The 26,358-nt window shown below is 65.8% G+C and carries 25 protein-coding genes, 1 tRNA gene and 2 pseudogenes; 11 read left to right on the top strand and 17 right to left on the bottom strand.

Annotated elements, in window-relative coordinates:
* The first annotated feature begins 47 nt into the window (after window positions 1–47).
* A complete protein-coding gene (locus H9L13_RS10080; RefSeq protein WP_187537571.1) occupies window positions 48–1,100 on the top strand; it encodes an AI-2E family transporter in 1,053 nt (350 codons plus the stop codon).
* Here H9L13_RS10080 and H9L13_RS10075 read toward each other — a convergent pair.
* The 6 genes from H9L13_RS10075 to H9L13_RS10050 form a co-directional block, all read right to left on the bottom strand.
* Complete coding sequence (locus H9L13_RS10075; RefSeq protein WP_187537570.1) at window positions 1,097–2,707, bottom strand: MFS transporter; 1,611 nt, start codon at window positions 2,705–2,707, stop codon at window positions 1,097–1,099. The two genes, H9L13_RS10080 and H9L13_RS10075, sit on opposite strands and share 4 nt — an antisense overlap.
* A 55-nt stretch (window positions 2,708–2,762) precedes the next feature.
* On the bottom strand, window positions 2,763–3,800 hold the full coding sequence (locus H9L13_RS10070) for a sensor histidine kinase (protein ID WP_187537569.1): 1,038 nt from the start codon (window positions 3,798–3,800) through the stop codon (window positions 2,763–2,765).
* Window positions 3,800–4,210 carry a response regulator gene (locus H9L13_RS10065; protein WP_223176507.1) on the bottom strand — a complete coding sequence of 137 codons (411 nt, stop codon included), beginning with the start codon at window positions 4,208–4,210 and terminating at the stop codon, window positions 3,800–3,802. Before H9L13_RS10065 ends, H9L13_RS10070 begins: the two co-directional genes overlap by 1 nt.
* 26 nt (window positions 4,211–4,236) lie before the next feature.
* Entirely contained in the window at window positions 4,237–5,661 is a 1,425-nt protein-coding gene (locus H9L13_RS10060; RefSeq protein ID WP_235090908.1) for a sensor histidine kinase, read from the bottom strand.
* A gap of 165 nt (window positions 5,662–5,826) precedes the next feature.
* Window positions 5,827–5,903 (bottom strand) — tRNA-Arg (locus H9L13_RS10055).
* Between the two features lie 12 nt (window positions 5,904–5,915).
* Window positions 5,916–6,905, bottom strand: a complete 990-nt coding sequence (locus H9L13_RS10050) for an alpha/beta hydrolase (protein ID WP_235090906.1) — start codon at window positions 6,903–6,905, stop codon at window positions 5,916–5,918.
* 97 nt (window positions 6,906–7,002) lie between these two features.
* Between H9L13_RS10050 and phaR the strand changes: the two genes are divergently transcribed.
* From phaR to H9L13_RS10035, 3 genes are all read left to right on the top strand, one after another.
* The gene (phaR, locus tag H9L13_RS10045; RefSeq protein WP_187537567.1) at window positions 7,003–7,509 is read left to right on the top strand and encodes a polyhydroxyalkanoate synthesis repressor PhaR; all 507 of its coding nucleotides are present in this window, start codon (window positions 7,003–7,005) and stop codon (window positions 7,507–7,509) included.
* A 5-nt stretch (window positions 7,510–7,514) separates the two neighbouring features.
* A complete protein-coding gene (locus H9L13_RS10040; protein WP_187537566.1) occupies window positions 7,515–7,982 on the top strand; it encodes a hypothetical protein in 468 nt (155 codons plus the stop codon).
* Between the two features lie 517 nt (window positions 7,983–8,499).
* The gene (locus tag H9L13_RS10035) at window positions 8,500–8,976 is read left to right on the top strand and encodes a hypothetical protein (RefSeq protein WP_187537565.1); all 477 of its coding nucleotides are present in this window, start codon (window positions 8,500–8,502) and stop codon (window positions 8,974–8,976) included.
* Between the two features lie 4 nt (window positions 8,977–8,980).
* On the opposite strand, the gene H9L13_RS10030 is transcribed toward H9L13_RS10035, so the two are convergent.
* The gene (locus H9L13_RS10030) at window positions 8,981–10,759 is read right to left on the bottom strand and encodes an ABC transporter transmembrane domain-containing protein (protein ID WP_187537564.1); all 1,779 of its coding nucleotides are present in this window, start codon (window positions 10,757–10,759) and stop codon (window positions 8,981–8,983) included.
* 35 nt (window positions 10,760–10,794) lie between these two features.
* Entirely contained in the window at window positions 10,795–11,784 is a 990-nt protein-coding gene (locus H9L13_RS10025) for a phosphatase PAP2 family protein (RefSeq protein WP_187537563.1), read from the bottom strand.
* A gap of 182 nt (window positions 11,785–11,966) precedes the next feature.
* Here H9L13_RS10025 and H9L13_RS10020 point away from each other — a divergent pair, with 182 nt between their 5' ends.
* Window positions 11,967–13,199 carry a polyhydroxyalkanoate depolymerase gene (locus tag H9L13_RS10020; protein WP_187537562.1) on the top strand — a complete coding sequence of 411 codons (1,233 nt, stop codon included), beginning with the start codon at window positions 11,967–11,969 and terminating at the stop codon, window positions 13,197–13,199.
* Between the two features lie 79 nt (window positions 13,200–13,278).
* On the opposite strand, the gene H9L13_RS10015 is transcribed toward H9L13_RS10020, so the two are convergent.
* The 6 genes and pseudogenes from H9L13_RS10015 to H9L13_RS09990 all read right to left on the bottom strand — a co-directional run bounded on the left by H9L13_RS10015 (window position 13,279) and on the right by H9L13_RS09990 (window position 19,120).
* On the bottom strand, window positions 13,279–15,048 hold the full coding sequence (locus H9L13_RS10015; RefSeq protein ID WP_187537561.1) for a tetratricopeptide repeat protein: 1,770 nt from the start codon (window positions 15,046–15,048) through the stop codon (window positions 13,279–13,281).
* Between the two features lie 65 nt (window positions 15,049–15,113).
* Window positions 15,114–16,517 carry an MFS transporter gene (locus tag H9L13_RS10010; RefSeq protein WP_187537560.1) on the bottom strand — a complete coding sequence of 468 codons (1,404 nt, stop codon included), beginning with the start codon at window positions 16,515–16,517 and terminating at the stop codon, window positions 15,114–15,116.
* A complete protein-coding gene (locus H9L13_RS10005; RefSeq protein ID WP_187537559.1) occupies window positions 16,514–16,762 on the bottom strand; it encodes a hypothetical protein in 249 nt (82 codons plus the stop codon). The genes H9L13_RS10010 and H9L13_RS10005 overlap by 4 nt, the downstream gene beginning before the upstream one ends.
* Before the next feature lie 22 nt (window positions 16,763–16,784).
* Complete coding sequence (locus H9L13_RS10000; RefSeq protein ID WP_187537558.1) at window positions 16,785–17,384, bottom strand: DUF4126 domain-containing protein; 600 nt, start codon at window positions 17,382–17,384, stop codon at window positions 16,785–16,787.
* A 158-nt stretch (window positions 17,385–17,542) separates the two neighbouring features.
* Window positions 17,543–18,721, bottom strand: coding sequence for an acetyl-CoA C-acyltransferase (locus H9L13_RS09995; protein WP_187537557.1), 1,179 nt, complete (start codon window positions 18,719–18,721; stop codon window positions 17,543–17,545).
* A gap of 10 nt (window positions 18,722–18,731) precedes the next feature.
* Window positions 18,732–19,120 (bottom strand): annotated as a pseudogene (locus tag H9L13_RS09990) (MaoC family dehydratase).
* On the opposite strand from H9L13_RS09990, the gene H9L13_RS12795 reads away from it, so the two are divergent.
* Window positions 19,055–19,204, top strand: coding sequence for a hypothetical protein (locus H9L13_RS12795; RefSeq protein ID WP_244954844.1), 150 nt, complete (start codon window positions 19,055–19,057; stop codon window positions 19,202–19,204). The pseudogene H9L13_RS09990 and the gene H9L13_RS12795 sit on opposite strands and share 66 nt — an antisense overlap.
* Here the strand turns inward: H9L13_RS12795 and H9L13_RS09985 are convergent.
* Together H9L13_RS09985 and H9L13_RS09980 are read right to left on the bottom strand one after the other, a co-directional pair.
* A complete protein-coding gene (locus H9L13_RS09985) occupies window positions 19,186–20,298 on the bottom strand; it encodes a mechanosensitive ion channel family protein (protein ID WP_187537556.1) in 1,113 nt (370 codons plus the stop codon). The genes H9L13_RS12795 and H9L13_RS09985 overlap by 19 nt on opposite strands.
* Before the next feature lie 48 nt (window positions 20,299–20,346).
* A complete protein-coding gene (locus tag H9L13_RS09980; protein ID WP_187537555.1) occupies window positions 20,347–21,390 on the bottom strand; it encodes a DNA topoisomerase IB in 1,044 nt (347 codons plus the stop codon).
* Between the two features lie 27 nt (window positions 21,391–21,417).
* On the opposite strand from H9L13_RS09980, the gene H9L13_RS09975 reads away from it, so the two are divergent.
* The 3 genes from H9L13_RS09975 (at window position 21,418) to H9L13_RS09965 (ending at window position 23,723) form a co-directional block, all read left to right on the top strand.
* Window positions 21,418–21,975 (top strand): type 1 glutamine amidotransferase domain-containing protein, encoded by a 558-nt coding sequence (locus H9L13_RS09975; RefSeq protein WP_187537554.1) that lies wholly within the window; start codon window positions 21,418–21,420, stop codon window positions 21,973–21,975.
* 36 nt (window positions 21,976–22,011) lie between these two features.
* A complete protein-coding gene (locus H9L13_RS09970) occupies window positions 22,012–22,485 on the top strand; it encodes a hypothetical protein (RefSeq protein ID WP_187537553.1) in 474 nt (157 codons plus the stop codon).
* 590 nt (window positions 22,486–23,075) lie between these two features.
* The gene (locus H9L13_RS09965; protein WP_187537552.1) at window positions 23,076–23,723 is read left to right on the top strand and encodes a S24 family peptidase; all 648 of its coding nucleotides are present in this window, start codon (window positions 23,076–23,078) and stop codon (window positions 23,721–23,723) included.
* Here the strand turns inward: H9L13_RS09965 and H9L13_RS09960 are convergent, their stop codons facing one another.
* Complete coding sequence (locus H9L13_RS09960; RefSeq protein WP_187540448.1) at window positions 23,724–23,897, bottom strand: hypothetical protein; 174 nt, start codon at window positions 23,895–23,897, stop codon at window positions 23,724–23,726.
* Window positions 23,898–24,119: 222 nt separating this feature from the next.
* Here H9L13_RS09960 and H9L13_RS09955 point away from each other — a divergent pair, with 222 nt between their 5' ends.
* Together H9L13_RS09955 and H9L13_RS12790 are read left to right on the top strand one after the other, a co-directional pair.
* Window positions 24,120–24,329 (top strand): hypothetical protein, encoded by a 210-nt coding sequence (locus H9L13_RS09955; protein WP_187537551.1) that lies wholly within the window; start codon window positions 24,120–24,122, stop codon window positions 24,327–24,329.
* 53 nt (window positions 24,330–24,382) lie between these two features.
* Window positions 24,383–26,358, top strand: a pseudogene (locus tag H9L13_RS12790) (autotransporter assembly complex protein TamA).

Genomic DNA, 26,358 nt, shown 5'->3' with positions numbered 1-26,358 from the left:
GTTAGCCGTTTCAGCGCTTTCATCGCCGAGTAGCAGCGGAGTAGGGCATGGCGGCGACAAAGAAAGACGGCCAGAGCGAGCACATCTTCGTTCGCCGCGTGCTCATCGTCCTTGGGCTTGCCGCGCTGCTGTTCCTGCTGTGGCAGCTGCGGATCATCTTCCTGATGCTGTTCGGTGCGGTGGTGATCGCCACCATCTTCCGCGCGGTGGCCGACCTCATCTGCCATTACACGCGGGTGCCGGCCGGGGTCGCGACTGCCCTGTCGATCCTCATCGTGCTGGGTGGCGTGATCGGGATGGTTGCCCTTTTCGGGGCGCAGGTCAGCCAGCAGCTTACGACCTTGCGCGAGACATTGCCCGACGCCTGGGCGGCGTTCGAGAAACGCGTCGGCGACATGGGTCTGGGCGCACAACTCGACCAACTGGTGGCGAGCTTTTCCAAGCCCAGCGGCGGCGTCTCAAGGATCGGGCAGACGCTCATGTCGATCGGCGGTGGGATCGCCGACCTGGTGGTGGTGATCTTCGCCGGGATTTATCTTGCGACGCAGGCCAAATTCTACCGCACCGGCGTGATCAAGCTGGTGCCGCCGCGGCGCCGTGAAATCGCCGAAGAAGCGCTGCTTGAGTCCGACCGCGCGCTTCGCCTGTGGCTGAAGGGCCAGGCGATCGCGATGGTCGTCGTCGGGCTGATGACGGGCATCGGCCTGTGGTTCCTGGGGATGCCGTCGGCGTTCGTACTCGGTCTTGCCGCGGGATTGCTCGAGTTCATTCCGTTTGCGGGGCCGATCATCGCCGCGATCCCGGCCTTGCTGCTGGCACTTGCAGTCAGCCCCGACCTCGCTTTGTGGGTGGCGCTTCTGTACTTCGGCATCCAGCAGTTCGAGGGCAATTTGCTGTCCCCGCTGGTCCAGCAATATGCGGTGGATCTGCCCGGCGCGGTGCTGCTGTTTTCGCTGATCGCATTCGGCACCTTGTTCGGGACGCTGGGGGTGATCCTGGCCGCGCCGCTGGCGGTGGTGCTGATGGTGATGGTCAAGCGGCTCTACGTGATCGAGACGCTCGACACGCCGACGCCCATTCCGGGCGAGGGCAAGAGTTAGTCGAGCGAGCGGTCGCGGGTTTCGGGGAGCAGCAGAAGCCCGATGATGAGGCCCGCACTCGCGATAATGATCGGATACCACAGACCGCTGTAGATATTCCCCGTCGCGGCGACGATCGCGAAGGCGGTTGCGGGGAGGAAGCCGCCGAACCAGCCGTTGCCGATGTGATAGGGTAGGGACATCGACGTATAGCGGATGCGCGTCGGGAAAAGCTCGACCAGCAGCGCGGCGATCGGCCCGTAAACCATCGTCACATAGAGCACGAGCAGGAACAGGATGGCGACGACCAGCGGGCGGTTGATCGCCGCAGGATCGGCCTTGGCGGGATAGCCGGCGGCATCGAGCGCGGCGCGGGCCTGCGCTTCGAACGCTTTCGCGTCGTTCACGCCGAGGCCGGTTGCACCGATCCGCACCGTGGTTGCGCTTCCCGCTGCGCCGTCCTGGCTGGCGTAGGAGACGCCGGACTTCGCCAGATAAGAGTTGGCGATGTCGCAAGGGCTTTCGAATTTGCTCTTGCCGACGGGGTCGAACTGGAAGGCACAGGTCGCAGGGTCAGCGACGACGGTGACCGGGGCGCTGGCTTGCGCGGCGGCGAGCGCGGGATTGGCGGCGACGGTGAGCGCCTTGAACAAGGGAAAATAGGTGGCGGCTGCAAGCAGCAACCCGGCCATGATGATCGGCTTTCGCCCGATCTTGTCCGACAGCCAGCCGAACAGGATGAAGAAGGGCGTCGCCAGCGCCAGTGCCACGGCGATCATGATGTTGGCCGCAGCGGGATCGACCTTGACCACGCGTTCGAGGAAGAAGAGCGCGTAGAATTGGCCGGTGTACCAGACGACCGCCTGGCCCGCGACGGCACCGAACAAGGCAATGAGAACGAGCTTGAGGTTGGGCCAGCGGCCGAAGGCTTCGCGGATCGGCGCTTTCGAGCGCGTGCCTTCCTCCTTCATCCGCACGAACGCGGGGCTTTCGGCGAGCTGCAGGCGGATCCACAGTGATACGCCGAGCAGCAGGATCGACAGCAGGAACGGCAGGCGCCACGCCCAGTCGCGGAATGCGTCCTCGCCGACGGTGGTGCGGATGCCGATGACAACGAGCAGAGCGGCGAAGAGCCCGAGCGTCGCAGTGGTCTGGATCCAGCTTGTATAAAAGCCGCGGCGACCATCCGGCGCATGTTCGGCGACATAGGTGGCAGCGCCGCCATATTCCCCGCCCAGCGCGAGGCCCTGCACCAGGCGAAGGACGATAAGGAGGATCGGTGCGGCGACGCCGATGCTGGCGTAACTGGGAAGCAGGCCGACAAGGAAGGTCGACAGGCCCATCAGGCCCATGGTCACGAGGAAGGTATATTTGCGGCCGACGAGGTCACCCAGGCGGCCGAACACAAGCGCGCCGAAGGGGCGGACCGCGAAGCCCGCGGCAAAGGCGGCGAGCGCGAAGATGAAGCCGGTGGTGGGGTCGACGCCCGAGAAGAATTGTTCGGAAATGATCGCCGCGAGCAGGCCGTAAAGGTAGAAATCATACCATTCGAACACCGTGCCAAGCGACGAGGCGCCGATCACCAGCGCATCCTGGCGCCGCGTGCGGCCGTTCGAATCTGCGGTCATTCGGCTCCCCCTTTCGTCGGGCAGGATGGCCGGTTCCGCAGGGAATGCCTAGCGGCTAAGCGGCAGCCTTGAGGCTCGCCTTGACGCCGCCGTCGCGGCCGACGTCGTAAACCACCTTGCTGCCGAGCGAGCGCGCCATGGCGGTGATCAGCTTGGTGCCCAGCCCGGTGCCGCGCGGGGCGTCGCCGGCCTGCATGCCGCAGCCGTCGTCTTCGACGCTGAGGTGGAAGTGGTTGTCGCCCGACCTTGCGAAATCGACGCGGATGACGCCGGGCGAATCCGACGGATAGGCATATTTGCAGGCGTTGGTGACAAGTTCGTTGACGATCACGCCAAGCGACACGGCCTTGTCGGCATGGAGGTGAAGCGGTTCCGACCGAAGCTGGATCTCGCGCGGCGCCGTCGGGGTCGACCAGGTGCCCTCAAGCTCGGCGATCAGCGCGGCGAAATATTCGTCCATGGCGACGCTGTTGACGTCGTTCGAGGTGTAGAGGTTGCGGTGGACCTTGGCGATCGCATCGACGCGCCGCTGCGTATCGTCGAGCGCGTCGCGGGCGAGATCATCGGACAACAAGCGCGCCTGCATGCCGACCATGGTCGATACGATCTGCAGCGAGTTGGCGACGCGGTGGTTCACCTCACGCAGGAGGAGCTGAAGCCGCTCGTTCGATTCCTTGAGCGCGCTTTCGGCAGCGGCCTTTTCCTCTGCCAGGCGGCGTTTGGCGAGCGCGAGCGAGAATGCCTGTTCGAGTAAATCGACGAAATCCTCACCGGTCGATTTGACGACATATTCGGTGGCGCCGGCCTTCAGCGCGGCAACCGCGACGCGGCTTTCCTCCGACCCGGTAACGTAGACCACGGGGGGACAATCGGGCAGCTTGCGCAGCTCGGCCAAGGTTTCGAGCCCGTCCATCTCCGGCATGTAATGGTCGACCGCGACGAGATCGAAGCCGCCTTCGCCGGCGCGCGCGACGCCCTCGCGCCCACTGCCGGCACCGACCACGTCATGCCCGCGGCGGGTGAGCATTTTCTCGACCAGACGACGCAGGCCGTCGTCATCGTCAATGTAGAGGATGCGGCGCGGTTCGTGCATCAGGCCTGCGGGTCGGGAACCTGGATCACCGACAGGAACAGGCCGAGCTGGCGGATAGCGTCGGCGAAATTCTCGTAATTGACCGGCTTGGTGATGTAGACGTTGCAGCCAAGGTCGTAGCAGCGCTGGATTTCGACCTTGTCGTCGGTCGTCGTCAGGACGACCACCGGAGTGCGCTTCAGCGCTTCGTCGGACTTGATGCGCTGCAGGATGTCGGTGCCACTCATGTCCGGCAGGTTGAGGTCGAGCAAGACCAAGGCGGGGCCGTTCTTGGCCGGCCCTTCAGGATGGTTGAACAGGAAATCGAGCGCGGTCCCGCCGTCGAGGAAATGGCGCAGATGGTTGGAGATTCCCGCGCGGCGAATGTTCTTTTCGATCAGGCGCGCGTGCCCCTCATCGTCTTCGATCATGATGATGTTCACGGGCCGCTGGTCGTTCAAGCTGCGCCTCCTTGCTCGACGTAAGTTGCTGGAAGATTTAGACGAAATGTGGAGCCTTTACCAAGCTCCGATTGCACATCGATGAAGCCGCCAAGGCGGAAGGCGAGCGCCCGTACGTGAGCAAGGCCGATGCCCTCGCCGGGCTGGTCCTGCGTTCCGGCACGGCGAAACAGGTCGAAGACGCGCTCACGATCCTTGTCTGCAATGCCGCGGCCATTGTCCGCAATCTCATAGATCACGTTCGCGCCGTCCTTGCGGCCGCGCACCGCGACCCGACCCGGCCGCGCGGGATCGAGATATTTGACGGCATTCTCGATCACGTTGGAGAAAATCTGCTCGATCGCCACGCGGTCACTGACCATGTTCGGGATGGGGCGCTCAATGCGGATCTCTGCACCGACCTCATTGACCCGATGTTCGAGCGACGCCGCGATTTCCTTGATCACCGCCTCCATCTCGAGCGGTTCGGGCGAGAGCGTTCGGCGACCCTCGCGCGACAAACGCAGGATGGCGTTGATCAGCCGATCCATCTTCTGGGTCGAGGAGCGGATAAATCCGATCGCTTCGGGCAAGTCCTCGCGCGCGTTGCGGACGTCTTCCGTGATGATCTGCGGCGCGTCCTTTTCGGCACGCTCGATCAGCTTGCCAAGCGACTTGTTGGTGCTCTCAAGCTCGGACGTGAAGCCGAGGATGTTGACCAGCGGCGAACGCAAATCATGACTGACGATGTAAGCAAAGCGCTGGATTTCGTCGTTGGCGCGGCGCAGGTCGGCCGTGCGCTCGGTGACCGCGGCTTCGAGGTCGGTATTGAGCAGGTTGAGACGGTCGCGCGTGGCGGCAAGGTCGAGCGTGTAGCGGCGAACCAGGAGGAAAGCCGCCACCGCCACGAGCAGCAGAAGGATGCCCGTGACGCCGAGCACGAACTGGAGCCGCGACAGCGTGTCGCGCTCCGCCGCTGATCGCTGCTGAAGAAGGGCATATTCCTCCTGCCGCATGGCACCGGTGACCTCCCGGATGCGACGGATGATGTTTGCATCATGGGCGGCACGAAGGGTCTGCACGGCCTCATTAGTGCGGCCGCCGCGGGCGAGCGCCATCGACCGATGGATGTCGGCCATTTGCAATATGATGAGCTGGCGCAATTCACGCAGGCGAGCGACCTGGGTGCGATTGTCGCTGACGAGTTCACTCACCCCTTCTAGGGTTTGCGGGACCAGCCTGGCGTTCTCGGCATAGACTTCGAAGCGGTAGGGGGATGGCGCGATGAGATAGCCGCGCCGCCCGTTCTCCGCGCGCTCAAGCTGTGTTTCGAGCTGCGACAATTCGGCCACGACGTCATATGTGTGACGAACGCGGTCGGCAGACGCGTGGTTGTTGACGAACACGCTGACGACCGTCCCGAAGGCCGCGAGCAGCAGCACGAACCCGGCCAGGATTCCAGCCAGCGCGAGCTGATTGAAGCGGCGGGTGTCGACCTGGAAGAAGCTGGGAATATGCCCTCAACGCCATAACGGCGCACCCAAGGGGATTGTCTTCGCTTCGCTCGACTCCGAACCGCGGTTCGATCCTTATGGCTGCGCCTAAATTGGCGCACCCAAGAGGATTCGAACCTCTGACCTCTGCCTTCGGAGGGCAGCGCTCTATCCAGCTGAGCTATGGGTGCGTGGCGCGCGGCTTAGCGGCCAGCGCTGCCAGCGGCAAGCGAGTCTAGGAAGCCGGCGAGCTCGGCATGGAGCTTCTTGCGAGCGGACCCGACCACCATGCCAACGTGCCCGCTGGCAATCGCGATCGTTCTGCCGGCTGCCGCCGTCGCCGGCGGCGCGATGCGATCGCTTGCGGCAAGGAGGTGGAGGCGGGGAATGGGCAAGTCGTCGGTGACCGCGACGCCGCCGACCAGCCATTCGCCTTTGCCGGGCAAATCGCGCCCGAAGATGTCCTCCATCAACTCACGTGCGGCAGGGAATGGGAGCGGCTCACCGCCATTGGCCCAATCCTCAAGCTCGACGAATCGTGCAGCGCTCGGACTTGCGGGATCGAGGTGGCCGAACTCGGCAAACTTGGCCACAGTGCGTTGGGGGTCGAGCGACCAGAAGTTCGCCTGCAGAACTTCCATCGGAAGCGCACCAAGGTCGGCGGCGGCGGCGCGAGCGTGCGTCCAGGTGTCGCGGATCGCCTCCAGAGAGCGGTCGGGATAGGTGGCGAAATTCCACGGCGTCGCGAGCGTTGCGACGCGTTCGCAGGCGATCAAATTGGCGGCGGCGAGCGCCATCGTCCCGCCAAGGCAGTAGCCGACCAGCGCGGGCGGCTGACCCAGCTCGCGGAGCAGCGGCACAAGCACATGCTCGACGTGCCCGGCAACGTCGAGATCGGCGCGGTCGCGGGCGAGCCCCCAATCGAGCAGCAAAGATCGCCGGCCCATGCGCGCAACCGCAGCGGCAAGCGACACATCGGGGTCGAGGTCGAGGATTCGCGGTGGGTTGATGAGCGACGGGATGAGGACGGCGGGTGGGCCGGCGCCGCCATGATCGCGAAGGCAGGCGCCGCGCACGCGTGCAATCTCGGGCGGTGGCGGCGGCGCGTCGGGACGCGGCGCTGCGGCGTAGGCGCGCAGGCCAGCAAGCGCGTCGCGTGCGAGGTCGGGATCGCGCGTGGACAGCTGACGCACAAGCTCCAGGAATAGCGGCAGCGGGCGCGGCGCGCGTTCATGTTGCAGCGCACTATGATCCGGTAGTAGACCGCGCGGCGCGTTCTGGGAGCATTCCATGGCCAAGTCTTCGTCCAAGGTGACGATCAAGAAGTATGCGAACCGGCGTCTATATGACACCGAAAGCTCGGCTTACATCACGCTCGACCGGCTGGCGCAGATGGTGCGCGAGGGCCGCGAGTTCGAAGTCGTCGATGCCAAGAGCGGCGAAGACATCACCCGCCAAGTGCTTACTCAGATCATCGTGGATGAAGAAGCACGCGGCGCAACCATGCTGCCGCTAAGCTTCCTCAAGCAGCTGATCGGCCTCTATGGCAATTCGATGCAGACCTTCGTCCCATCCTACCTCGAGGCCGCAATGGATGCCTTCAAGGCGAACCAGAGCGCCGCGCACAATGCCTTCGGCGGCAACGTGCTGACCGATCTTGCAAAGCGCAACATGGCCATGTTCGAAGATGCCAGCCGCGCGTTTGCCGGCAAAGCCAAGCCCACTGACAGCGAAGTCGATGCGTTGCGTGCCGAGCTTGCCGCATTGCAGGCCAAAGTCGACAAGCTGAACCGGTAGAACGCATGCACCTTCGCGTTTTCGCGGTGCTTGCGATGGCCGCTTCGACCCCGCTTTTCGCGCAAACGCCCGCCGCTGCCGGGCCCGACTTCAGCTATGCGACGCCGCTTCCCGGTACGTGGGTGCACGGCACACTTGCGGACGGCAGCCAGGCTGTCTTCCGCGACGCGTCCGGGCGCCCGCAACTGACCATTCAGTGCACGCGGTCGCAGCGGCGCGTAGACATCCTCAAACCCGCAAGCGCGGCTGCGCCCGCGGTCATGGTCTGGACGAGCGGCCAGTGGCGCAACGTCCCGGCGCGTTTCGATATTGCGCAAGCGCGCCTAGCCGCGGGGTTGACGGCAATGGACCCGTTGCTCGACGCGATGGCCTTCAGCCGCGGCCGGATTGCGGTCAGCGTATCGGGCGGACCCGCATTGGTGATGCCGGTGGCTGGTGAAATTTCGCGCGTTGTGGAGGACTGCCGAGTCTGACTTGACCGGCGGTGCGTCACGCGAGTGCTGCCGGCTGCGCGCAGGCCGTCCGTATCTCGACGTCTCTTCGTGCTGGCTTGCGACTGCCGCGCAACCGCGCACCTGCACTGGCGCCTCGAGTTGCGGAAGCCAAAGAAGATTGCCGATATTTCACATCACGACAAGTCTTGTGTTTAAACCGAATAAGACTCATCTTCACTCCTGCAATCAAGCAGCGAAAGGAGGTGATCCGATGTCTCATGGTTCAGCACAGAGGTCGGAGAGGGGTGTTCGTAACAGCTGAATGAGCTGACGGACGGCCACACCTTCAGGCCGCTGACCATGTCGAAGGGCATCGCTGCGAAACCGCGGCGGTGCCCTTTACATTTTCTGCCCGTCGACGGGCGTTTGCGAGATCATTTGGGAACCGTTACGGCTGTTGAAGTCTTTTCTGCGAAACGGTGGGAGAATTGTAATGGCGAAATCCGCGAAACGGACCACTACCCGGAAAACTACCAAGCCTTCGACGTCGGACACGATGGATAAATTGGCGAAGGCCGCGATGAGCAAGGAAATGCTTGCGGCCGGACTCGCCGCTGCTGCCGCTGCGATCAGCGCGAGCCCAGCGGCGCGGCGCAAGATCCGCGACGCGGGACTTGATGCGGCGGACAGCGCGTCGGCTGCCGCCACAAACATGATGAGCAGCGCGACCAAGCTTGGTTCGATCATCGCCGAAGCCGTCGCCGATGCGGCGCAACGCGTGATGTCGGGTAAGTGGAGCGACGACGATACGCCCGCGCGTGCGCAGACTGCGAAGAGCACCGGCACGACGCGCAAGGCGGCGACCAAGCGCAAGGCCCCGGCCAAGCGCAAGGCGGCAGCGAAGCCGCGCGCGGCAGCCGCACGCTCGACAACGGCAAAGGCGCGCACCAGCGCGGCCAAGCCCGCGGCCAAGCGGCGCACGACGACGCGCAAGCGCGCGCCAGCGAAGCCCCGGAGCCCCGCCAAGAGCTAAGGGGTCAGGCCGCGCGGTCTTCGAACTGCAGCCGCGCCAGCCGCGCGTACAACCCACCGCGCGCGGTGAGCGTGGCGTGCGTTCCTTCCTCGACGATGCGACCGGCGTCCATGACGACGATCCGGTCGGCGGCGCGCACGGTGGCGAGGCGGTGCGCAATGACGATCGTCGTGCGGTCCGCCATCAAGCGGTCAAGCGCGTCCTGCACGAGCCGTTCGCTTTCCGCATCCAGCGCGGACGTGGCCTCGTCCAGCAGAAGCAGCGGCGCGTCCCGCAGCAAGGCGCGGGCAATGGCGATGCGCTGGCGCTGACCCCCGGAAAGTCGCGCACCGCCTTCGCCCATGAAGGTGTCGAGCCCCTGCGGCAGGGCACGCAGGAATTCTTCCGCATTGGCATCCCGAGCAGCTTGCCAGAGTTGATCTTCGCTCGCGTCCCAAGCGCCATAGCGGAGGTTGTCGCGGGCCGATGCGGCAAAGATCACATTGTCCTGCGGAACCAGTGAAATGCGGTCGCGGATGTCGGCGGGGTCGGCGGCGGTGAGGTCGACGCCGTCGAGTAGCACGCGGCCCGATTGCGGATCGTAAAAGCGCTCGGCGAGCTGGAATAGGGTAGTCTTGCCCGCGCCCGAAGGTCCGACGACGGCGAGCCGTTCGCGCGGTTTCACCACCAGCGAGAAATCATTGAGCGCCGAGGTTTCGGGGCGCGTCGGATAGTGGAAGGTGACGCGGTCGAAGGCGAGCTCGCCGCGCGGCGGGACGGGCAGCGTCGCCGGATTGGCCGGCGCTTCGATGTCGGGCTTGGCCTCGAGCAGTTCGGCAAGCCGCTGCGATGCCCCGGCGGCACGCAGCAGGTCGCCGTAGACTTCGGACAGCGCGCCGAACGCGCCGGCGAGCAAGCCGCCGTACAGGACGAAGGCGGCGATGGTGCCACCGGTCATCCGCCCGGCGGCGACGTCGATCGCGCCCTGCCAGATGATCATGGTGATCGCGCCGAACATCAGCAGGATGACGATGCCGGTCATCATCGCGCGCAGCAGGATGCGGCGCTTGGCGGTCGCGAACACACGCTCGACAGCGTCGGTAAAGCGCGACGTTTCGCGGCCCTGCTGTCCGAACGCCTGGACGATCTTCATCGCGCCCAGCACTTCGCTGGTGACCGAGCCGACTTCGGCGATGCGGTCCTGGCTGCGCGTGGAGATCGACCGCACCCGGCGGCCAAGGAAGGTGATCGGCACGACCACCAACGGCACGCCCAGAAGCATCAGTCCGGCAAGCTTGGGCGCAAGCGCGAACAGGATGACGACGCAGGCGGCGCCCATCACGATGTTGCGCAGGGCGATCGAAACCGAGCTGCCGACGACCTGTTCGATGATCGTGGTGTCGACGGTGATCCGCGAGGTGATCTCGGCCGGGCGGTTCTCCTCGAAGAAGCCGGGCGACAGGCGCAGCAGGTTGCGATGCACCGCGAGGCGGATGTCGGCCACGGTCCGCTCCCCGATCCACGATACGAAATAAAAGCGGAGCGCGGTGGCGGCGGCCATGATCACCACCAGCATCAGCAGATATTCGAACCAGCGGCCGATATCGCCCATGTCCCCGCCGCCGGCGAAGCCTTTGTCGATGATCAGCTTGAACGAATAAGGGATGCCCGAGGTCGCCGCCGCGGCAACGAGCAGCGCGAAGCCCGCAATGGCGATCTGCGTCGGATGGCGCAGCGCAAACCGCCAGACCATCCGCAAATCCTTGAGAGAACGGCCCTTGGGGCGGTTGGGGAGCGCAGCCATCGTGAAAGGCTGTTAGCAGCGCGACCGACGCTCCTCTAGTGCTGGCGTTCGACCCGGCGCGACACGGCGAACCACAGCGCCCACACGCCAAGCCCGCCGAGCAGATCGACGAAATAATGACCGCCGAGCGGCATAGTGCCGGCCATCATCTGCACGAACCAGGCGAGCGCGAGGCCGAAGCCGATCGGCGAGTGGCGCCACAGGCCGAGCGTGATCAGCCCCATCACCGTGTGAAACGAAGGGAAGGAAACGACCCCGTCGATCGCCGCCAGAGTCAGCACCGCATCGCCCCCGCCGCTGTAGAAACGGTCGAAGCTCGGCCAGAAATAGCGCGCGGCGCCGCCGGGCAATTGCGCTAGCGTTGCGTCGGTCAGCCACATGCCAAGGCCGCGCGCCGGGGTCAGAATCGAGACCAGGCACACGGTCAGGAGCGATGCGGCGAAACAGAAGGCCGCGCGCCACGCCTCGGCGCGGCATCCGGCCAGCGCCTGCGCGGCCAGGCTCAAGGTCAGCACGGGGACGGTGTGGTTATACGACATGGTGACCATCGCCGGCCAATCGGCGCGGGTCAGGAACGCGGCAATCCACTGCGGCCCATCGACCCCGAGCCAGCGGTCGGCGCGCAGCAGGGCGTCGTCGGCAAGCGGCAGTCGCAGGCGCAGTCCCAGAAGGCTGATGAAGCCGCCAGCGAGGGCCATGGTCCAGGTCAGGCCCATCATTCCGCAGGCGTCGCCGACGCGGCGCAGCCAAGGATTGGTCCAGCGGCAAAGGGTTCCCGCGGTCGTCACTGCGAGCAGCAGCATGGCCATGCCCATCCCCGCCGGATCGAACGCCACGTCCGTGACGAGGAACAAGAGCACCGCGACCAGGAGCGCGGCCACGACGATCATCAGTGAAAAACGACGATACAGCCCGACCGCCGCGGACTCAGCATCACTCGAAGTGCGTTGCCGGAAGCCGAGGCGCGGCTTCATGGCAGGCTCCACCGCCGCCGCGTCCCCCAGCATTGCTTCGCGCCCCATCATTTGCCGCCTTTACCATCTTTTCCTTCACGAACCGTAAGCCCCGCCTGGTTTCGCGCGATGGCGGTGTTGCTGCGGCGCCTCACTCCCCGGACGGCCCTCTCGCGGTGCAACATAAGCTTGCGTGGGGAGCAAAGCGTCGCCACATCTGTTGCAGCCAAAGCTCCCCCGAACATTGAGGTTAAATGCTCTACGACGCCTATGAAATGCAGCGCTCGCTGCTTGCCGGAGCAAGCAAGCTTGCAGGTCTGGGCGCCGGCTGGCTCAGCAATCCCGCAAATCCCTGGGCTTACAGCTCGATGGGGCCCGTCGTCGGCGCAAGCTTGGAAGTGTTCGCGCATGCCTCGGCGCCGCGCGGCAAGCCCGAGTTCGGGATCGACCGCGTCACGGTCGGCCGCAAGCAGGTCCGGGTGAGCGAAGAGATCCTGCTGCGCAAGCCGTTCGGGCAGCTCAAGCATTTCATCCGCGAAGGAGTGGACGATGGGCCGCCGCTGCTGATCGTGGCGCCGATGTCGGGCCATTATGCGACCTTGCTGCGCGGCACGGTCGAGCGGATGCTGCCGGGGCATGACGTGTACATCACCGATTGGCGCGACGCGAAGCTGGTGCCGGCGCGCGACGGGCGCTTCGACCTCGACGATTATGTCGATTATCTCATCGAATTCCTGGAGCTGATCGGCGAACGACGCGGCGAGCGGCCGCATTTGCTTGCGGTGTGCCAGCCCGCCGTGCCGGCCTATGCCGCGACCGCGGTGATGAACGCCGCGAAGAGCGCCTGGCGGCCGAAAACGCTGACGATGATGGGCGGGCCCATCGACACGCGCAAGGCACCGACCGCGGTCAACACGCTGGCTACCCAGCGGCCGCACGCCTGGTTCCAGAACAATGTGATCGCGACCGTACCGATGATCTACCCGGGCGCGGGGCGGAAGGTCTATCCGGGCTTCCTGCAGCTGGCCGGGTTCATGACCATGAACCTTGGCAGCCACCTCATCAGCCATTGGGAGATGTTCAAGCATCTCGTTGTCGGCGACGAGGAAAGCGCGGATCAGACCGGCGATTTCTATGCCGAATATCGCGCGGTGTGCGACATGACCGCCGAATTCTATCTGCAGACCGTCGACGTGGTCTTCCAGCGCCACCTGCTGCCCAAGGGCAAGATGATGCATCGCGGGCGCCGCGTCGATCCCGCCGCGATCCGCGACACGGCGCTGCTGGCGATCGAAGGCGAGCGAGACGATATTTCAGGAATCGGTCAAACCCGCGCCGCGCTCGACATTTCGACCAAGCTGCCGGCGTCGAAGAAGCAATATCATCTGGCCAAGGATGTTGGCCATTACGGCATCTTCAACGGCCGCAAGTGGCGCGAGCGGATCGCCCCGGTGGTTGAGGATTTCATCGCGAAGAACGCCGCCTAGCTGTCATTGCGAGTGGAGCGAGGCAATCCCGGGCGTGGATTGCCGCGTCGCCTTCGGCCCCTCGCAGTGACGGGAAATGCTAAAGCCGGTCCATCGTCAGCCAGTTGGGATTGCCGAGCCAGGCCTTGCGCAGGGCGAGGTTGGCGGCGGCTGCGCGGTCGCGGTGCCCGAGTGCGCGTTCCGACGCGGCCAGGCCGTAAAGCGCCCAGCCGTTATTGGGTGAGCGGGCGAGCGCCGCGGTAAACGCCTCCTGCGCCTCGGCATATTTGCCCGCGCGGTAGAGCGCCGCGCCGAGCGACTGGTGGACGGGATAGTACCACCAGGGCGGCTCCATATAGCTGATCTTGCCTTCGACCGAGATCGCCTCGCGGTACAGGCGCGCGGCTTCGGCGTAGTTGCGGCCGGCGTAGGCCCAGCGGGCGCGCGCGACGGTTTCGGCAAGCTGGAGCAGGTCGGTCGCGGGCACGCCCTGGTCGACCATCCCCTTGAAATCGCCCGACGCGCGGATCGCGCGGAGGCGGCCGAGCTCGCGCTCGAAGCCACCACGGTTGCGTTGCTGGGCGTAGGCCGACGCGCGGGCGTAGTGACGCATGGCATTGGCGTAGGGCAGGCGTGGGTCGGGCGCGCGCAGCGCGAGCACCTGCGCCGGGCTCGCGATCTGGAGCGCTGCGAAGTAGGGCGCAGCGTTGACGGCCTGGATCCAGCCGATTTGCGAGCTGACCTTGGGATCGAGGATGCCGGCGAGCTTGCGGCTTTCGCGCAAGGCGGTTGGAATATCGCCCGCCATCTGTGCCGAGGTGACGATGAAATGGACGTTGTGCGGGTAGTAACCGTAGCGGACGAGGCCACGGTCACCGCTGGCCTTGATCCACGTTTCGTCGGCGCGCGCGGCATCGACGTTGACGCGCATTGAATCCTTCCAGCGCCCCAGCCGGTAGTAAATGTGCGCCGGCATGTGGACGAGGTGACCGGCGGTGGGCGCAAGCGGTGCGGCCAGCTTGTCCGCGGCGGCCTCGGCACGCTTTGGGTCAGGCCCGTTTTCCATCAGGTGGATGTAGAGGTGCGCGGCCTGCGGATGGTCGGGATTGCGGGTGTAGACCGTCTCGACAAGCTGGATTGCCTCGCCGATGCGGGGCTGGGGCTGCTTGTCGGGTGTCCAATAATCCCACGGCTTGGTGTCCATTGCGGCTTCGGCGGCGAGCAATGCAAGGTCGTCGTGCGTGGGGTGGGCCTTGGCTGCCGCGAGCATGGCATCGGCATAAGCGGCATCGAGTGCGGCACGGTCGGCGTTTGCGTCAGGTGCGTAGCGGGTCAGCATCGCCGCCGTCGCCGCCTTCTCTGCGGGCGTGCCCTTGCGCGCGAGCCAATTGGCATAGCGGGCAAGGCCGACGGCGCGTGCGTTGACGGCGGCATCCATCGGCGCATTGATGTTCGGGCCGTGCGCAAGCGCCTCACCCCAGAAGCACATCGCGCAGTCGGGATCGAGCCGCTGCGCTTCGCGGAAGGCGGCGATCGCCGCGGCGTGGTTGAAGCCGTAGGCGAAGCTCAGTCCCTGGTTGAAGTAGCGCCGGGCAAGCGGGTTTCCCGTCGTAATCGCGAAATCGACCTTGCCGAGACCATCGAGCAGAGGCTCCGTCGCGGGAAGCGCGGCACCCTGCACCACGGCGGCGGACAGCATCAGCTTGGCGCGCATCCCGCCATTCTTGCCGCCGCACAGGTTCATGACTGGCCCAGTGGGATCGAGCATGGCCAAATAGGATTTTGAGAATTGCGGTTCCTCGGCGGGGCTGACGCTCATCAGCGCACCGGCAGCGAACAGGAACGCAAACGGACGCACGGTCGCGGTCATCTCCACACCCCCATGTCTGGTGGAGTCGTTAGCGTGCTGATTTTAGCACAATCCGCGCCGCGGGTTTAGCCGTGCCCGTTTGCCTTCATGCGCACGCCGGGAAGCATCGTGAGCGCGACGAGGCTGGCAATGGCGGACACCGCGGCGGCGATCGTCAGTGCGGCGTGGAAGCCGCCGAACAGCCGCGCGCCCTCGCTGCCCAGCACCGCGCCGAGCAGGGCGGTGGCGATCAGCCCGCCGGTACGCGCGACGGCGCTGTTGAAGCCCGAGGCCATGGCGACATGCTGCTCCTCGACCGCGCCGAGGACGGATGCGGTCAGCGGCGCCACGGCGATGGTCATGCCGATTGCCAGCACCAGGATCATCGGGAACAGGCCGGTCCAGTAGCTGCCGTCCGGCTGCACCAGCCACGCCAGCGCCATGCCGGCCGCGACAACAAGCGGGCCGATCGTCAGCGGGACGCGCGGACCGATGCGCGCGGCGAGCCCGCCCATCGTCGGCGACAGCGCGGTCATGACGATCGGCAGCGGCAGCATCGCCAGTCCGGCGCCAACCGGCGAATAGCCCCCGCTAGTGATGAGCACGTAGGGGACCAGCAGCATCGCCGCGGAGAAGGCGCCGTAGAGCAGAAAAGTGAGCAGGTTGAGGCCGGTGAAGCAGCGGTTGGCGAACAGGTCGAGAGGCATCATCGCGCGTCGCCCGCGGTGGCGTTCGACGAGCAGAAAGGCGGCGAGCGTCACGATCCCCAATATCGCCGCAGCAATTGCCCCTGCGGTGAAGCGGCTTTCGGCCGACCACAGGGTCAGCGCGTAGGTGATTCCGCCAAGGCCCGCGGTGGCCAGCAAGGCGCCGGCATAATCGGTGCGCCCGCCGCCCGCCTCACGGCTTTCCGCGACGAATTTAAGCGCGAGCAGGATCGCGCCGAGCGCCAGCGGGAGGTTGATGTAGAAGATCGCCGGCCAGCCCGCAGTGCCGACGAGCCAGCCGCCGATCAGCGGGGCGACCGCTGCAGCGGCGGCACCCGAGGCTGCCCAGATGCCGACGGCGCGGCCGCGCTTCTCGCCCTGGAACGCGGCGTTAAGCAGGGCGAGGCTGTTGGGTAGCAGAAGCGCCGCGCCGATGCCTTGGGTCGCCCGCGCGGCAAGCAGCACCTCGAGGCTCGGCGCAAGCGCGCAGACGAGCGAGGTCGCGGCGAAGATGGCGGTGCCGATGACCAGCAGGCGCCGACGGCCGAAATGGTCGCCCAGCGCGCCACCGAGTAAGAGCAAGGCCGAAAGCGGCAAAAGGTAGGCGTTGACCACCCACTGCACTTCCTGCGCGCCGGCGCCGTAGCTTTCGCGGATCGCCGGCAAGGCGACGCCGAGCACCGAGCCTTCGACAAAGGACAGGCTGGAGGCGAGGACGCAGGTAACAAGCGTCCAGGTGGGATGACCAGTCGTCCGCGGCCGTTCGCGGGCGCGTGCGTTCACTCCGCCGTTTCGATCGCTTTTTCGACCATGCGCGACCAGGTCTCGGCATCGCCGACTGCGGCCATGCTCTCGTCCGGTTCACGCATAGTATGCAGCACGGCGAGCGCCTGGTTGACGTGCTCCTTCCAGACGAGGTCGACTTTCCCCCCGGCGGAGGGGTCGCTGCCCTCGGCATTGCTGCTGTGCGCGGCCCCGGCCAGGACGCGGGCGACACGTTCGACGATGGGTTGTTCGGATACGGGCATGCTTTCCCTCCTTCGCGAGGGCTCAACCCGTTCGTGGGCGTTTGGGTTCAAGCCAGCGGCGCAGCGCGCGCCGGGCCTTGAAAACCAGCCACAGCGAAAGGACGACGAGGGCCAGCGCGATTACGGCGGCGATGATCGGATTGGCAATCGCCAGCGCGAGCAGCCCGGCGGTGGCAACGTCCTCTCCAGTCGAGACGACGATGTTGGAAAATGGCTCGGGACTGGCGTTGACCATCGCCCGCGCGCCCGACTTACCGGCATGCGCGAGGAAGGCCGCGCCGCCGCCGAGCAGGAAGCTGCCGACTTGCCAGGTTGGGTCGCCGGCATCGACGATGGCCAGGCTGAGAAGCGCGCCGCCGAGGGGGCGGATGACGCTGTGCACCGCGTCCCATGCGCTATCGACCCAGGCGATCTTGTCGGCGAAGAATTCGGCCAGCGCGGCGACGCCGGCGATGCCGATGATCCAGTTATTGGCAAGCACGTCGAGCGCGCTGAGATGGTCCGGCAGGGCAACCCAGCCGAACTTCATCGCCAGACCAACGACGAAGGTGACGAGGTAGAGGCGCCAACCGGCGAGCAGGCTCGCGGTCGAGGCGAGGGCGAGAAGTTCGACGGCGTTCACGCGAGGGAGCATGACGGTGGGGGTTAAGGTGCGCAAGGGCCGTCACGGGAGTGAATCCCGTGACGTCGATCAGGTTCGCTGCCGCGACCTGTCGGCCGCCTTTCGCGTCTCTTGATTAGTGCCGGCGCCGCGTCGCGTCGGCGGCCCTATTCTCGGCGCTACAGGACTTCAAACAGCCCCGCCGCACCCATGCCGCCGCCGACGCACATGGTGACGACGACGTAGCGCACGCCGCGGCGCTTGCCTTCGATCAGGGCGTGGCCGGTCATGCGCGCGCCGCTCATGCCGTAGGGGTGGCCGATCGAGATCGAGCCGCCGTTAACGTTGAGCCGGTCTTCCGGAATGCCGATCTGGTCCGCGCTGTAGAGCACCTGCACCGCGAATGCCTCGTTGAGCTCCCACAGGCCGATGTCGTCGGGCTTGAGGTCAAAGCGCTTCAACAGCTTGCCCACCGCGTCGACGGGGCCGATGCCCATTTCGTCAGGTTCGGTGCCCGCGACCGCCATGCCGACATAGCGGCCCATCGGCGCGATGCCGCGGCGTTCGGCTTCCTTGGCCTCCATCAGGATCGACGCCGAGCTGCCGTCCGAAAGCTGGCTGGCATTGCCGGCGGTGATCGAGGTGTCGGGGCCGAGGACCGGATTGAGGCTGGAAAGGCCTTCGAGCGTCGTGTCCGCGCGATTGCCTTCGTCCTTGGCGATGGTGATCTCCTTTTTCGAGACCTCGCCCGTCTCCTTGTCCTTAACCATCATCGTCGTTGTAACGGGGACGATTTCGTCGTCGAAGCGGCCGGCGGCTTGCGCGGCGGCGGTGCGCTGTTGGCTCTTGAGCGCATATTCGTCCTGGCGGTCGCGCGGGATGCCGTAGCGCCGCGAGACCGTCTCGGCGGTCTGCAGCATCGGCATGTAGACGTCCTTGTGCATCGCGATCAGCGATGGATCGGGCGCGATGCGCATTTCGGGGGTCTGGACAAGCGAGATGCTGTCCTGACCGCCCGCGGCAACAATATCCATCTTGTCGGTGATGATCTGCTTGGCGGCGGTGGCGATCGCCATCAGGCCCGAGGAGCATTGGCGGTCGATGGTCATCGCCGCGACGGTCACCGGACAGCCGGCGCGAAGCGCGACCTGGCGCCCGATATTGCCGAACTGCGTGCCCTGCGTCAGCACCGCGCCCCATACGACATCGTCGATGTCGCCGGCGTCGATGCCCGCGCGCTCGATCGCGGGCTTGAGCGAGAAGCTGCCGAGTGTCGGGCCGGGCGTCGCGTTGAACGCACCCTTGTAGGCGCGGCCGATTGGAGTGCGGGCAGTGGAAACGATGACGGCGTCGCGCATTCTTTGCTCCTCAGGTGAACATCAGGCCCAGCCACAGGGCGGTCAGAGCGGGCTTTTCCTCGCCTTCGATTTCGACCGTGACGTTGTGGCGCATCAGATATTGCCCCGGCGCTTTCTCGTCCACCGAGTCAAGCGTGAAGCGGCCGCGAACGCGCTTGCCCGATCGCACCGGGGCGATGAACCGGACTCGGTCGAACCCGTAATTGACCGCCATCTTGAGGCTGTCGGGCAGCAACGTCGCCTCGGCCGCCATACGAGACAACAAGGACAGCGAGAGGAAACCGTGTGCGATCGTGCCCCGAACGGCGTTTGCGCGGCGGTGGCCGGGTCGACATGGATGAACTGCCGGTCCTCGGTCGCGTCGGCGAACGCGTCGATCCGCGCCTGGTCGACCGTCAACCAGGCGGAGACGCCGACCTCCTGGCCGATGTGCGCGCGGATTTCGTCGAGGGTGGCAATGGGCATCAGGCGTCGTCGTTGTAGGGCATGACGAAGCTGCCGTCCGGGGCAGCATTGAACGCGATCTGCACCGGATATGCGAATTCGATGCCTTCCGCCGCAAAGCGCTCGATCAGCGCCAGCATCACTGCGGCGCGGTCGCGGGCGAGCTTGTCGGGGTCGAGGCTCTTAAGCTCGAGCACGAGCTGATAATCGAGGCTCGACGCACCGAAATTGACGAGGGTGCAGCGCTGCGGCTTGCAGCCTTTGACGCTTTCGACAACCTCGGTGACCATCTCCTCCATCCGCGCGAGCTTGTCGGTCGGCGTCTCGTAGCGGATGCCAAAGGGGATGGTGATCCGGCGCACGCGGCCGTCGGCGAGATTGTGGATCTCGCGCTCGAGCAGCTTGGTGTTGGCCATGATGATCTGCTCGCCGCTCAAGGAGCGCATGCGGGTCGTCTTGAGGCCAATTTGCTCGACCCGGCCGACGGTCTGGTCGAAGCGGATCGTGTCTCCCTTGCGGAACGGCTTGTCGAACAGGATCGCAAGCGCCGCGAACAGGTCGGAAAAAATGCCCTGCGCGGCAAGGCCGATGGCGATGCCGCCGATGCCGAGGCCGGCGACGAGCGCGGTGACGTTGACGCCGAGGTTGTCGAGGATGACGACGATCGCCAGCGCGAACAGGATGACGCTGACCAGGACGCGAATGAGCGCGTGGGCATTGCTTAGCGCCGCCGCCTCACCGGCGCCGTTGCCCGTGCGCTTGGCGATAAGGGCAAGAATCAGCTCGCGCGCCCAGATTGCGCCCTGCAGCGCGAAGGCGATGATGAAGCCGGCGTCGACCAGGCGCTGCGCCCGCGCCGGAGGCTGCGCATAGGTCGCGACGATATCGATCGCCGCCATGACCATGAACAGGACGGTGGTTCGCGCAAGCACCCGACCGACCACGCCGCGCCAGCCGATCCGATCGCCCGCGGCTTCGTGCGCGACCATCCGCTGGCCCACCGTGCGGACGATCAGCATGACGCCGACGATGCCAAGCGCGACGAGCGCGCCGATCAGCACGCCTTCGCGATTGGCGATCAGCCAGTCGATCACATTCGGGGTCTGGCGGAGCGCGGCGAGGTTGGGATTCATTGCGCGCGCCTTCTGGCGGCGGGGGGCGTGCGGATCAAGCCGGCGGGATCATGCCGCGGCCTTGCGCCGTCCGCGCCGCTTGCCCTTGGCGAGGAAGGCAAGCAGCGCGACTTCCTCCGAAGACAGGCGCTTGCGGGCGCGCGGGCGGGCCATGCCATTGAGGGGGTCGCGCGCGTCGCTTTTCACGGCCTCGATCAATGCCGGGTGGACGTAGGCCTTGCGGCTCATCGCCTCGGTGTTGCCAAGCGCTTCGGCGACCGGCTCGATCACCGTTTTCACGCTGATCCGCGCGTCCTCGGCCTTTTTCAGCAATTGTTCGAGTGCGATGACGCTCGCGCCCCAAGTGCGGAAATGCTTGGCGGTATAATCGCAGCCGCTGGCGTCCTTGATATAAGCGTTGACGTCGGTCGAGGAGATGGCGCGTGGCTCGCCGTCCGCGCCGATGCACTGGAACAGCATTTGGCCGGGAAGCTCCTGGCACTTCTTGATCACGCGCTTCAAATGGCTGTCGGTGACGCTGACTTCATGCACGATGCCGTGCTTGCCGGTGAAACGCATCAACATCTTGCCGCCCTTCTTGCGCAAATGGCGTCCGCGCAGCGTGGTCAGCCCGAAGCTCTTGTTCGCCTTGGCATATTGTTCGTTGCCGATGCGCACATATTGCGTGTCGAGCAGGCGGACGATCGCGGCGAGGACATTGTCGCAGTCGAGGCTGCGGCGCTTGAGGTCCTGCTCGACCCGGCGGCGGATCTTGGGCAGTGCCTTGCCGAACTCGAGCAGACCGTCGAACTTGGCGTCGTCCTGCTTGGCGCGATAGTCGGCATGGTACCGATATTGCTTGCGCCCTCGCGCATCGACGCCGGTGGCCTGCAAATGGCCATTGGCGTCGGTGCAGAACCAGGCGTTTTTATAGGCCGGCGGAAGGCCGACGGCGTTGAGCCGATCGATCTCGTCGCGGTCGGTGATCCTTTGCCCCTTGGGATCGAAATAGGCCCAATAGCGGCCCTGGCGCTTGCGGGTGATCCCCGGCTCCGCGTCGCTGCTATGCCTCAACACGGCGCATGGGACTTTGCTCGACTCATCGGCGGGCATAAGCCGCCGACCGAGCAGGAGGTTCCCATGCCGAGAGTAACCGAGGCCAAAGTCCTAATCGTCGCCACCGACGGATTCGAAGAATCCGAGCTGTTCGGGCCACGCGAGATCCTGCAGCAGGCGGGGGCGGAGGTCGTCCTGGCATCGCCCGGCCGCGCGCCGATCCAGGCGACGGTTCATGACGATCCGGGCAAGACGATCCGCCCGGACATGATCCTGGACGATGTGCGCGAGGACGATTTCGACGCGCTGGTGTTGCCCGGCGGGGTGCGCAATCCCGACCAGCTGCGGATGAATGCGCGCGCGGTGCAGATCGTGCGGGACTTCGTGGCCAGCGGGAAACCGGTCGCGGCGATCTGCCACGGCCCGTGGCTGCTGGTCGAGGCCGATGTCGTGCGCGGCAAGACCGTGACCAGTTGGCCCTCGATCCGCACGGACCTGAGGAATGCCGGCGCCGACGTGGTCGATAAGCCTGCGGCCGTGGACGGCAATTTGATCACCAGTCGCAATCCTGACGATGTGGCCGCGTTCACGCATGCATTGATGGAAATGCTCGAAAACGTGCAGGCGCCCGCACCGGCCTAACCGGCTGGCAAGGATTGTCGCCTATCATGCGGCCCCATGGACGCGATTGTCATCCATTGGGCTGAGCGTGGCATCGACCTGGTTGCGGCGGCGGCGCTTGGCAGTGCCGTCGGGTGGACCGCTTCGAGTGCCGGAATCGCGACTCCCTTCGCCGGCGCAGCTGCGTTGACGTGCCTTGCCGCAGGCTATGCAGCGTTGCGGGGGGTCCCGCCCGAGGCGCCGCGTTTCGCAATGCCGGACTTCGAAGTGGCCGACCTTGAGCCCGACGAGCTCCTCCTGACCGCGGATGATGTCTGCGGCGATCCGCAAGCGCTGCTGCTTGAAGATGTACTCGCCGTGCCGGACGAGCATTCTCGGGTAGTGCGACTGTTCGACGCCGCGGCGATGCCGACGCCCGGCGAGCTTAAAGCCCGCATCGACCGTCACCTCGCCGGTCCGTCGGCCGAACCGCCCGATGCATCGCAAGCCTTGTTCGATGCGCTTGCGGACCTTCGCCGTTCCTTGCGCTGATCCTAATCGTCAGCGCCTCGATCGTGAGGCAGGGCGAACCATCATCCTCATAAGTGCGCGCGAGAACGGCGATGTCCGCGACGATCTGACCGGGAATTGCGAATTCCGCCTCGGCTAAGCCTTCCGCGAGTCGCGTTGCGGCGCGGTGCGAATCAGGGCCGACAAGATGAAGGACCATTTCGTGCCGCTCGCCGACGAAAGTAAGCGATTGCCAATCCACGGACCGCCAATGCGTAAGCAAAACCCTATCGCGCGGAATGCCGGCCCTGGCGATCAGTGCCCGCAGGAGCGCTGCGGCTGCGGTAGAAAGCCCTAGTCGAATCATTGCGCCGCCCCCATGTATGCGCGCACCCGAGCGATCGTCTCGGGGCGGGGGTCTCGGCCGTTTCTCAAGTCGAAAACGAATCTTGGATCGCCGACGACTTCACGTCCGAATCGGGTCGGAGCGACGTCACTATGGCGGAGAAATTTTTCGACCTCTCGAAGCAGATGCACGTTGTAATCCTTATATTCTTACGCGACTCGGCGCGGCTTCCTTCCCAACGCATTTCCTACTTGTCTAGGCAGTTACCTATTATTAAAGGCGGATCATGTTAACTAACCCCCGCGTGGTGCTTGAGCGGTTGTGCGACGAGAGGGGCGAGGATTTCGCCGGGCTTTCGCGCATGCTGGGGCGCAACCCGGCCTACATTCAGCAATATATCCGCCGCGGTGTGCCCAAGCGCCTTCGGGAGGAGGAGCGGCGCAAGCTTGCGCGCTATTTCGGCATTGCCGAGAGCGTCCTTGGCGGGCCGATCGAGGAGCCGGGGCGCGACAACGGATTAATCACGGTGCAACGCCATCCTGTCCTGGTGTCGGCCGGGCCGGGCGCGGTGGTCGATGAAGAGGGGGGACGGCCGTTCATCGGCTTTGACGAGCGCTGGCTGAAATCACTGACCCCGACGCCGCCATCAAAGCTGTCGATCGTGCGCGTCGAAGGCGATTCGATGTCGCCGACGCTCAACCCCGGCGATGAGATTCTTGTCGATCTTGGCGGCTGCGCAGACCGGCTGCGTGACGGCATTTATGTGCTGCGGGTGGATGATGCGCTGGTGGTGAAGCGGCTGGCGCTCAATCCCATGGGGCGGCGGCTGACGGTCCAGTCCGACAATCCGGCCTATCCCGACTGGCCCGATTGTGGGATCGAGGACATTCATTGCATCGGCCGCGTCATCTGGGCCAGCCGCAAGGTCGTCTGACTAGGACGCCCGGCGCCGGTCGATCAGCCAAGTCAGGAGGGCGAGCGCGATTCCGGTTGCGGCGCCGACCAGCACGCCCAGCATGCCGTTGCCCATCGCCACCCCGATGACCAGCCCGATGACGATGCAAAGGGCGAGGAAAAATCCGCCCGCGCTACTGCTTCTGCCGTGCATCGCCGCGTCCTGCCACGCGCCCGATCGAAGCGCCAGCAATCAGGCCAGGAAGTCAAACTTCGCTTCGATCGCCCCGAAGCGCGGAGGACGCACCTGGGGCCGATCCTCGGTCTTGTACATCCGACATCGGCAGCCCCCAAGGGTCGTCCTCTAACATGGTCAACGGACTCTTGACGACATTTGTCGGCAGTCGCGAAACTGGCCCCATGCGATGGCGGCTGCATGGCCACGCCCTTCATCCATGGACGCCTCGCCCTTGCCGACGCGTCTGACCTTATCGCGCGTTATGGCGACGACGCCGGCTTCGAAGCCGCGGCGCGGGCGGAACGCAGCCGCGACAACGGCAATGTCGTGCGCTTCTGCCATTGGCGGCAGATCGAGCGGGTGATCGCCACGCTCTGCAGTGACGAGGTGTTCGGCACCGTCCATTGATCGCGGCCGTCATACTGGCGCGGTTCAGGAGCGCTGGCTAAGGCTGCTGGACGATGAGTGGGCGGGGATCGAAGCGGTTTGCCGCGCGGCTGCTGTGCGCGGCCGCGTCGTGCGCGCTCGCCGCAAGCGCAGCCGCGCAGACCAGCGACGACCTGGATCCCACTGCGCCGCTCGACGCGATGCCCGGCCTGGAGGTCGACTGGCCCGATCTCGACGCCGCGAACCCGCCACCGGCTCCGGCCGAAACAACCCCAGCGCCGGCACCTGCACCTACAATGACCGAAGGCGCGAGCGAACGGCGCTACGCCATTGCGGTCGAAGGCTTGTCGGCCTTGCCCGCTGCCGCCGAACTATTGGAGGCCTTCCGCAAGCAGTCCGCGCTCCAGGCCGAAGGAGACGAGACGGCCAACGTCGCGCAAATCGACCGCCGCTCGCGCGCTGATGCGGAATTGCTTGCCGAATTGCTCCGTGCCCGCGGCTATTATGACGCGACCGTCGAGGCGCGTGCCGAGACTGTCGGTGAGATGCTGCGCATCGTCATTGCCGCCGAACCGGGCCAGCAATACCGCTTCGTCGAGGTGCGCCTGCCCGGTTTGGACGCCGCGGGCGCCGAGGAAGCTGCGGCCCTGCGCCAAAGGTTCGGGGTCAAGTCGGGCGATCCGGTCATCGCGCAGGAGGTCCTTGCGGGCGAGGTGGCCTTGCGCACCGCCCTTGGTGAGCAAGGCTATGCCGAAGCGCGGATCGGCAAGCAGGATATCGAGATCAATCACCAGACGCGGCTTGCAACGCTGACTTTGCCGGTCGACCCGGGACCGATCGCGCGGTTCGGTGCGATCCGGGTGAGCGGCCAGCCGCCGTTTAGCGCGCGCCATGTCGGGACGATCGCGCGGTTCAAGCGCGGCGACCCCTACAAGAGGTCGAAGGTCGATGACCTGCGCCGCGCGCTGATCGCGACCGGGCTGGTGTCGGTGGCCGAGGTGCAGGTAGTCCCCGCCGACGGCGGCCGCACGGTGGACCTCGCCGTGAAGCTCGAGCCCGCACCGGCGCGGACGATTGCCGGCGAGCTTGGCTATGGCACGGGCGAAGGCGCACGGGTCGAGGGCAGCTGGCAGCACCGCAACTTCTTCAATCCCGAAGGCGCGCTGACCTTGCGCGGAGTGCTCGGCACCAACGAGCAGCTTGCCGGGGTAGCGTTCCGCCGCAACAACTTCCTGCGCCGCGACCAGGTGCTGAACGTGCAGGCGACAGGATCGCACCGCGAGTTCGACGCTTATGAGGCAAGCACGCTGCTGCTTGCCGGCAATTTCGAACGGCAAAGCAATTTCATCTGGCAGAAGACGTGGACCTGGACCGGCGGCGCCGAATTCCTCGCGACCGACGAGCGCGGCGTGTTCGCGGCATCGGGCGTCAAGGACACCGAGACCTTCCTCATCGCCGCGGCGCCCGCGAGCCTGGGCTTTGACGGCAGCGACAGCCTGCTCGACCCGACGACCGGTTTTCGCCTGCTCGGCCGGGTCAGCCCCGAGCTTTCGTTCGAAGGCGGCGGCTCGACCTATGTGCGCGCCCAGTTCGACGCCAGCGCCTACCGCCCGCTGTCAGACCGGGTGGTGGCCGCCGGGCGAATCCGTTTGGGGACGATCGGCGGCGCCGGCCTGTTCGATCTTGCGCCATCGCGCCGCTTCTATTCGGGGGCGGTGGATCGGTGCGCGGCTACGGCTATCAGCGGCTTGGCCCGAAGGATGTCGACGGGGATCCGATCGGTGGCCGCGGCCTTGCCGAATTCGCGCTCGAAGCGCGCGTTCGCTTGCGGCAGTTCGGCGGCAACCTTGGAATCGTGCCGTTCATCGACGGCGGGACGCTCAGCGACAGCAGCTTCCCCGACCTGACCGACTGGCGCTTCGCGGTCGGGCTTGGCGCGCGTTATTATTCGAGCTTCGGGCCGATCCGGCTGGATGTCGGCGTGCCGCTCAACCGCCAGTCGGGCGACGGCCGCGTCGCCGTCACTGTCTCGCTCGGCCAGGCCTTTTAG

This window comes from Sphingomonas lutea, assembly GCF_014396785.1.
Lineage (GTDB): Bacteria > Pseudomonadota > Alphaproteobacteria > Sphingomonadales > Sphingomonadaceae > Sphingomicrobium > Sphingomicrobium luteum.
This window is presented reverse-complemented; position numbering and strand designations above follow the sequence as displayed.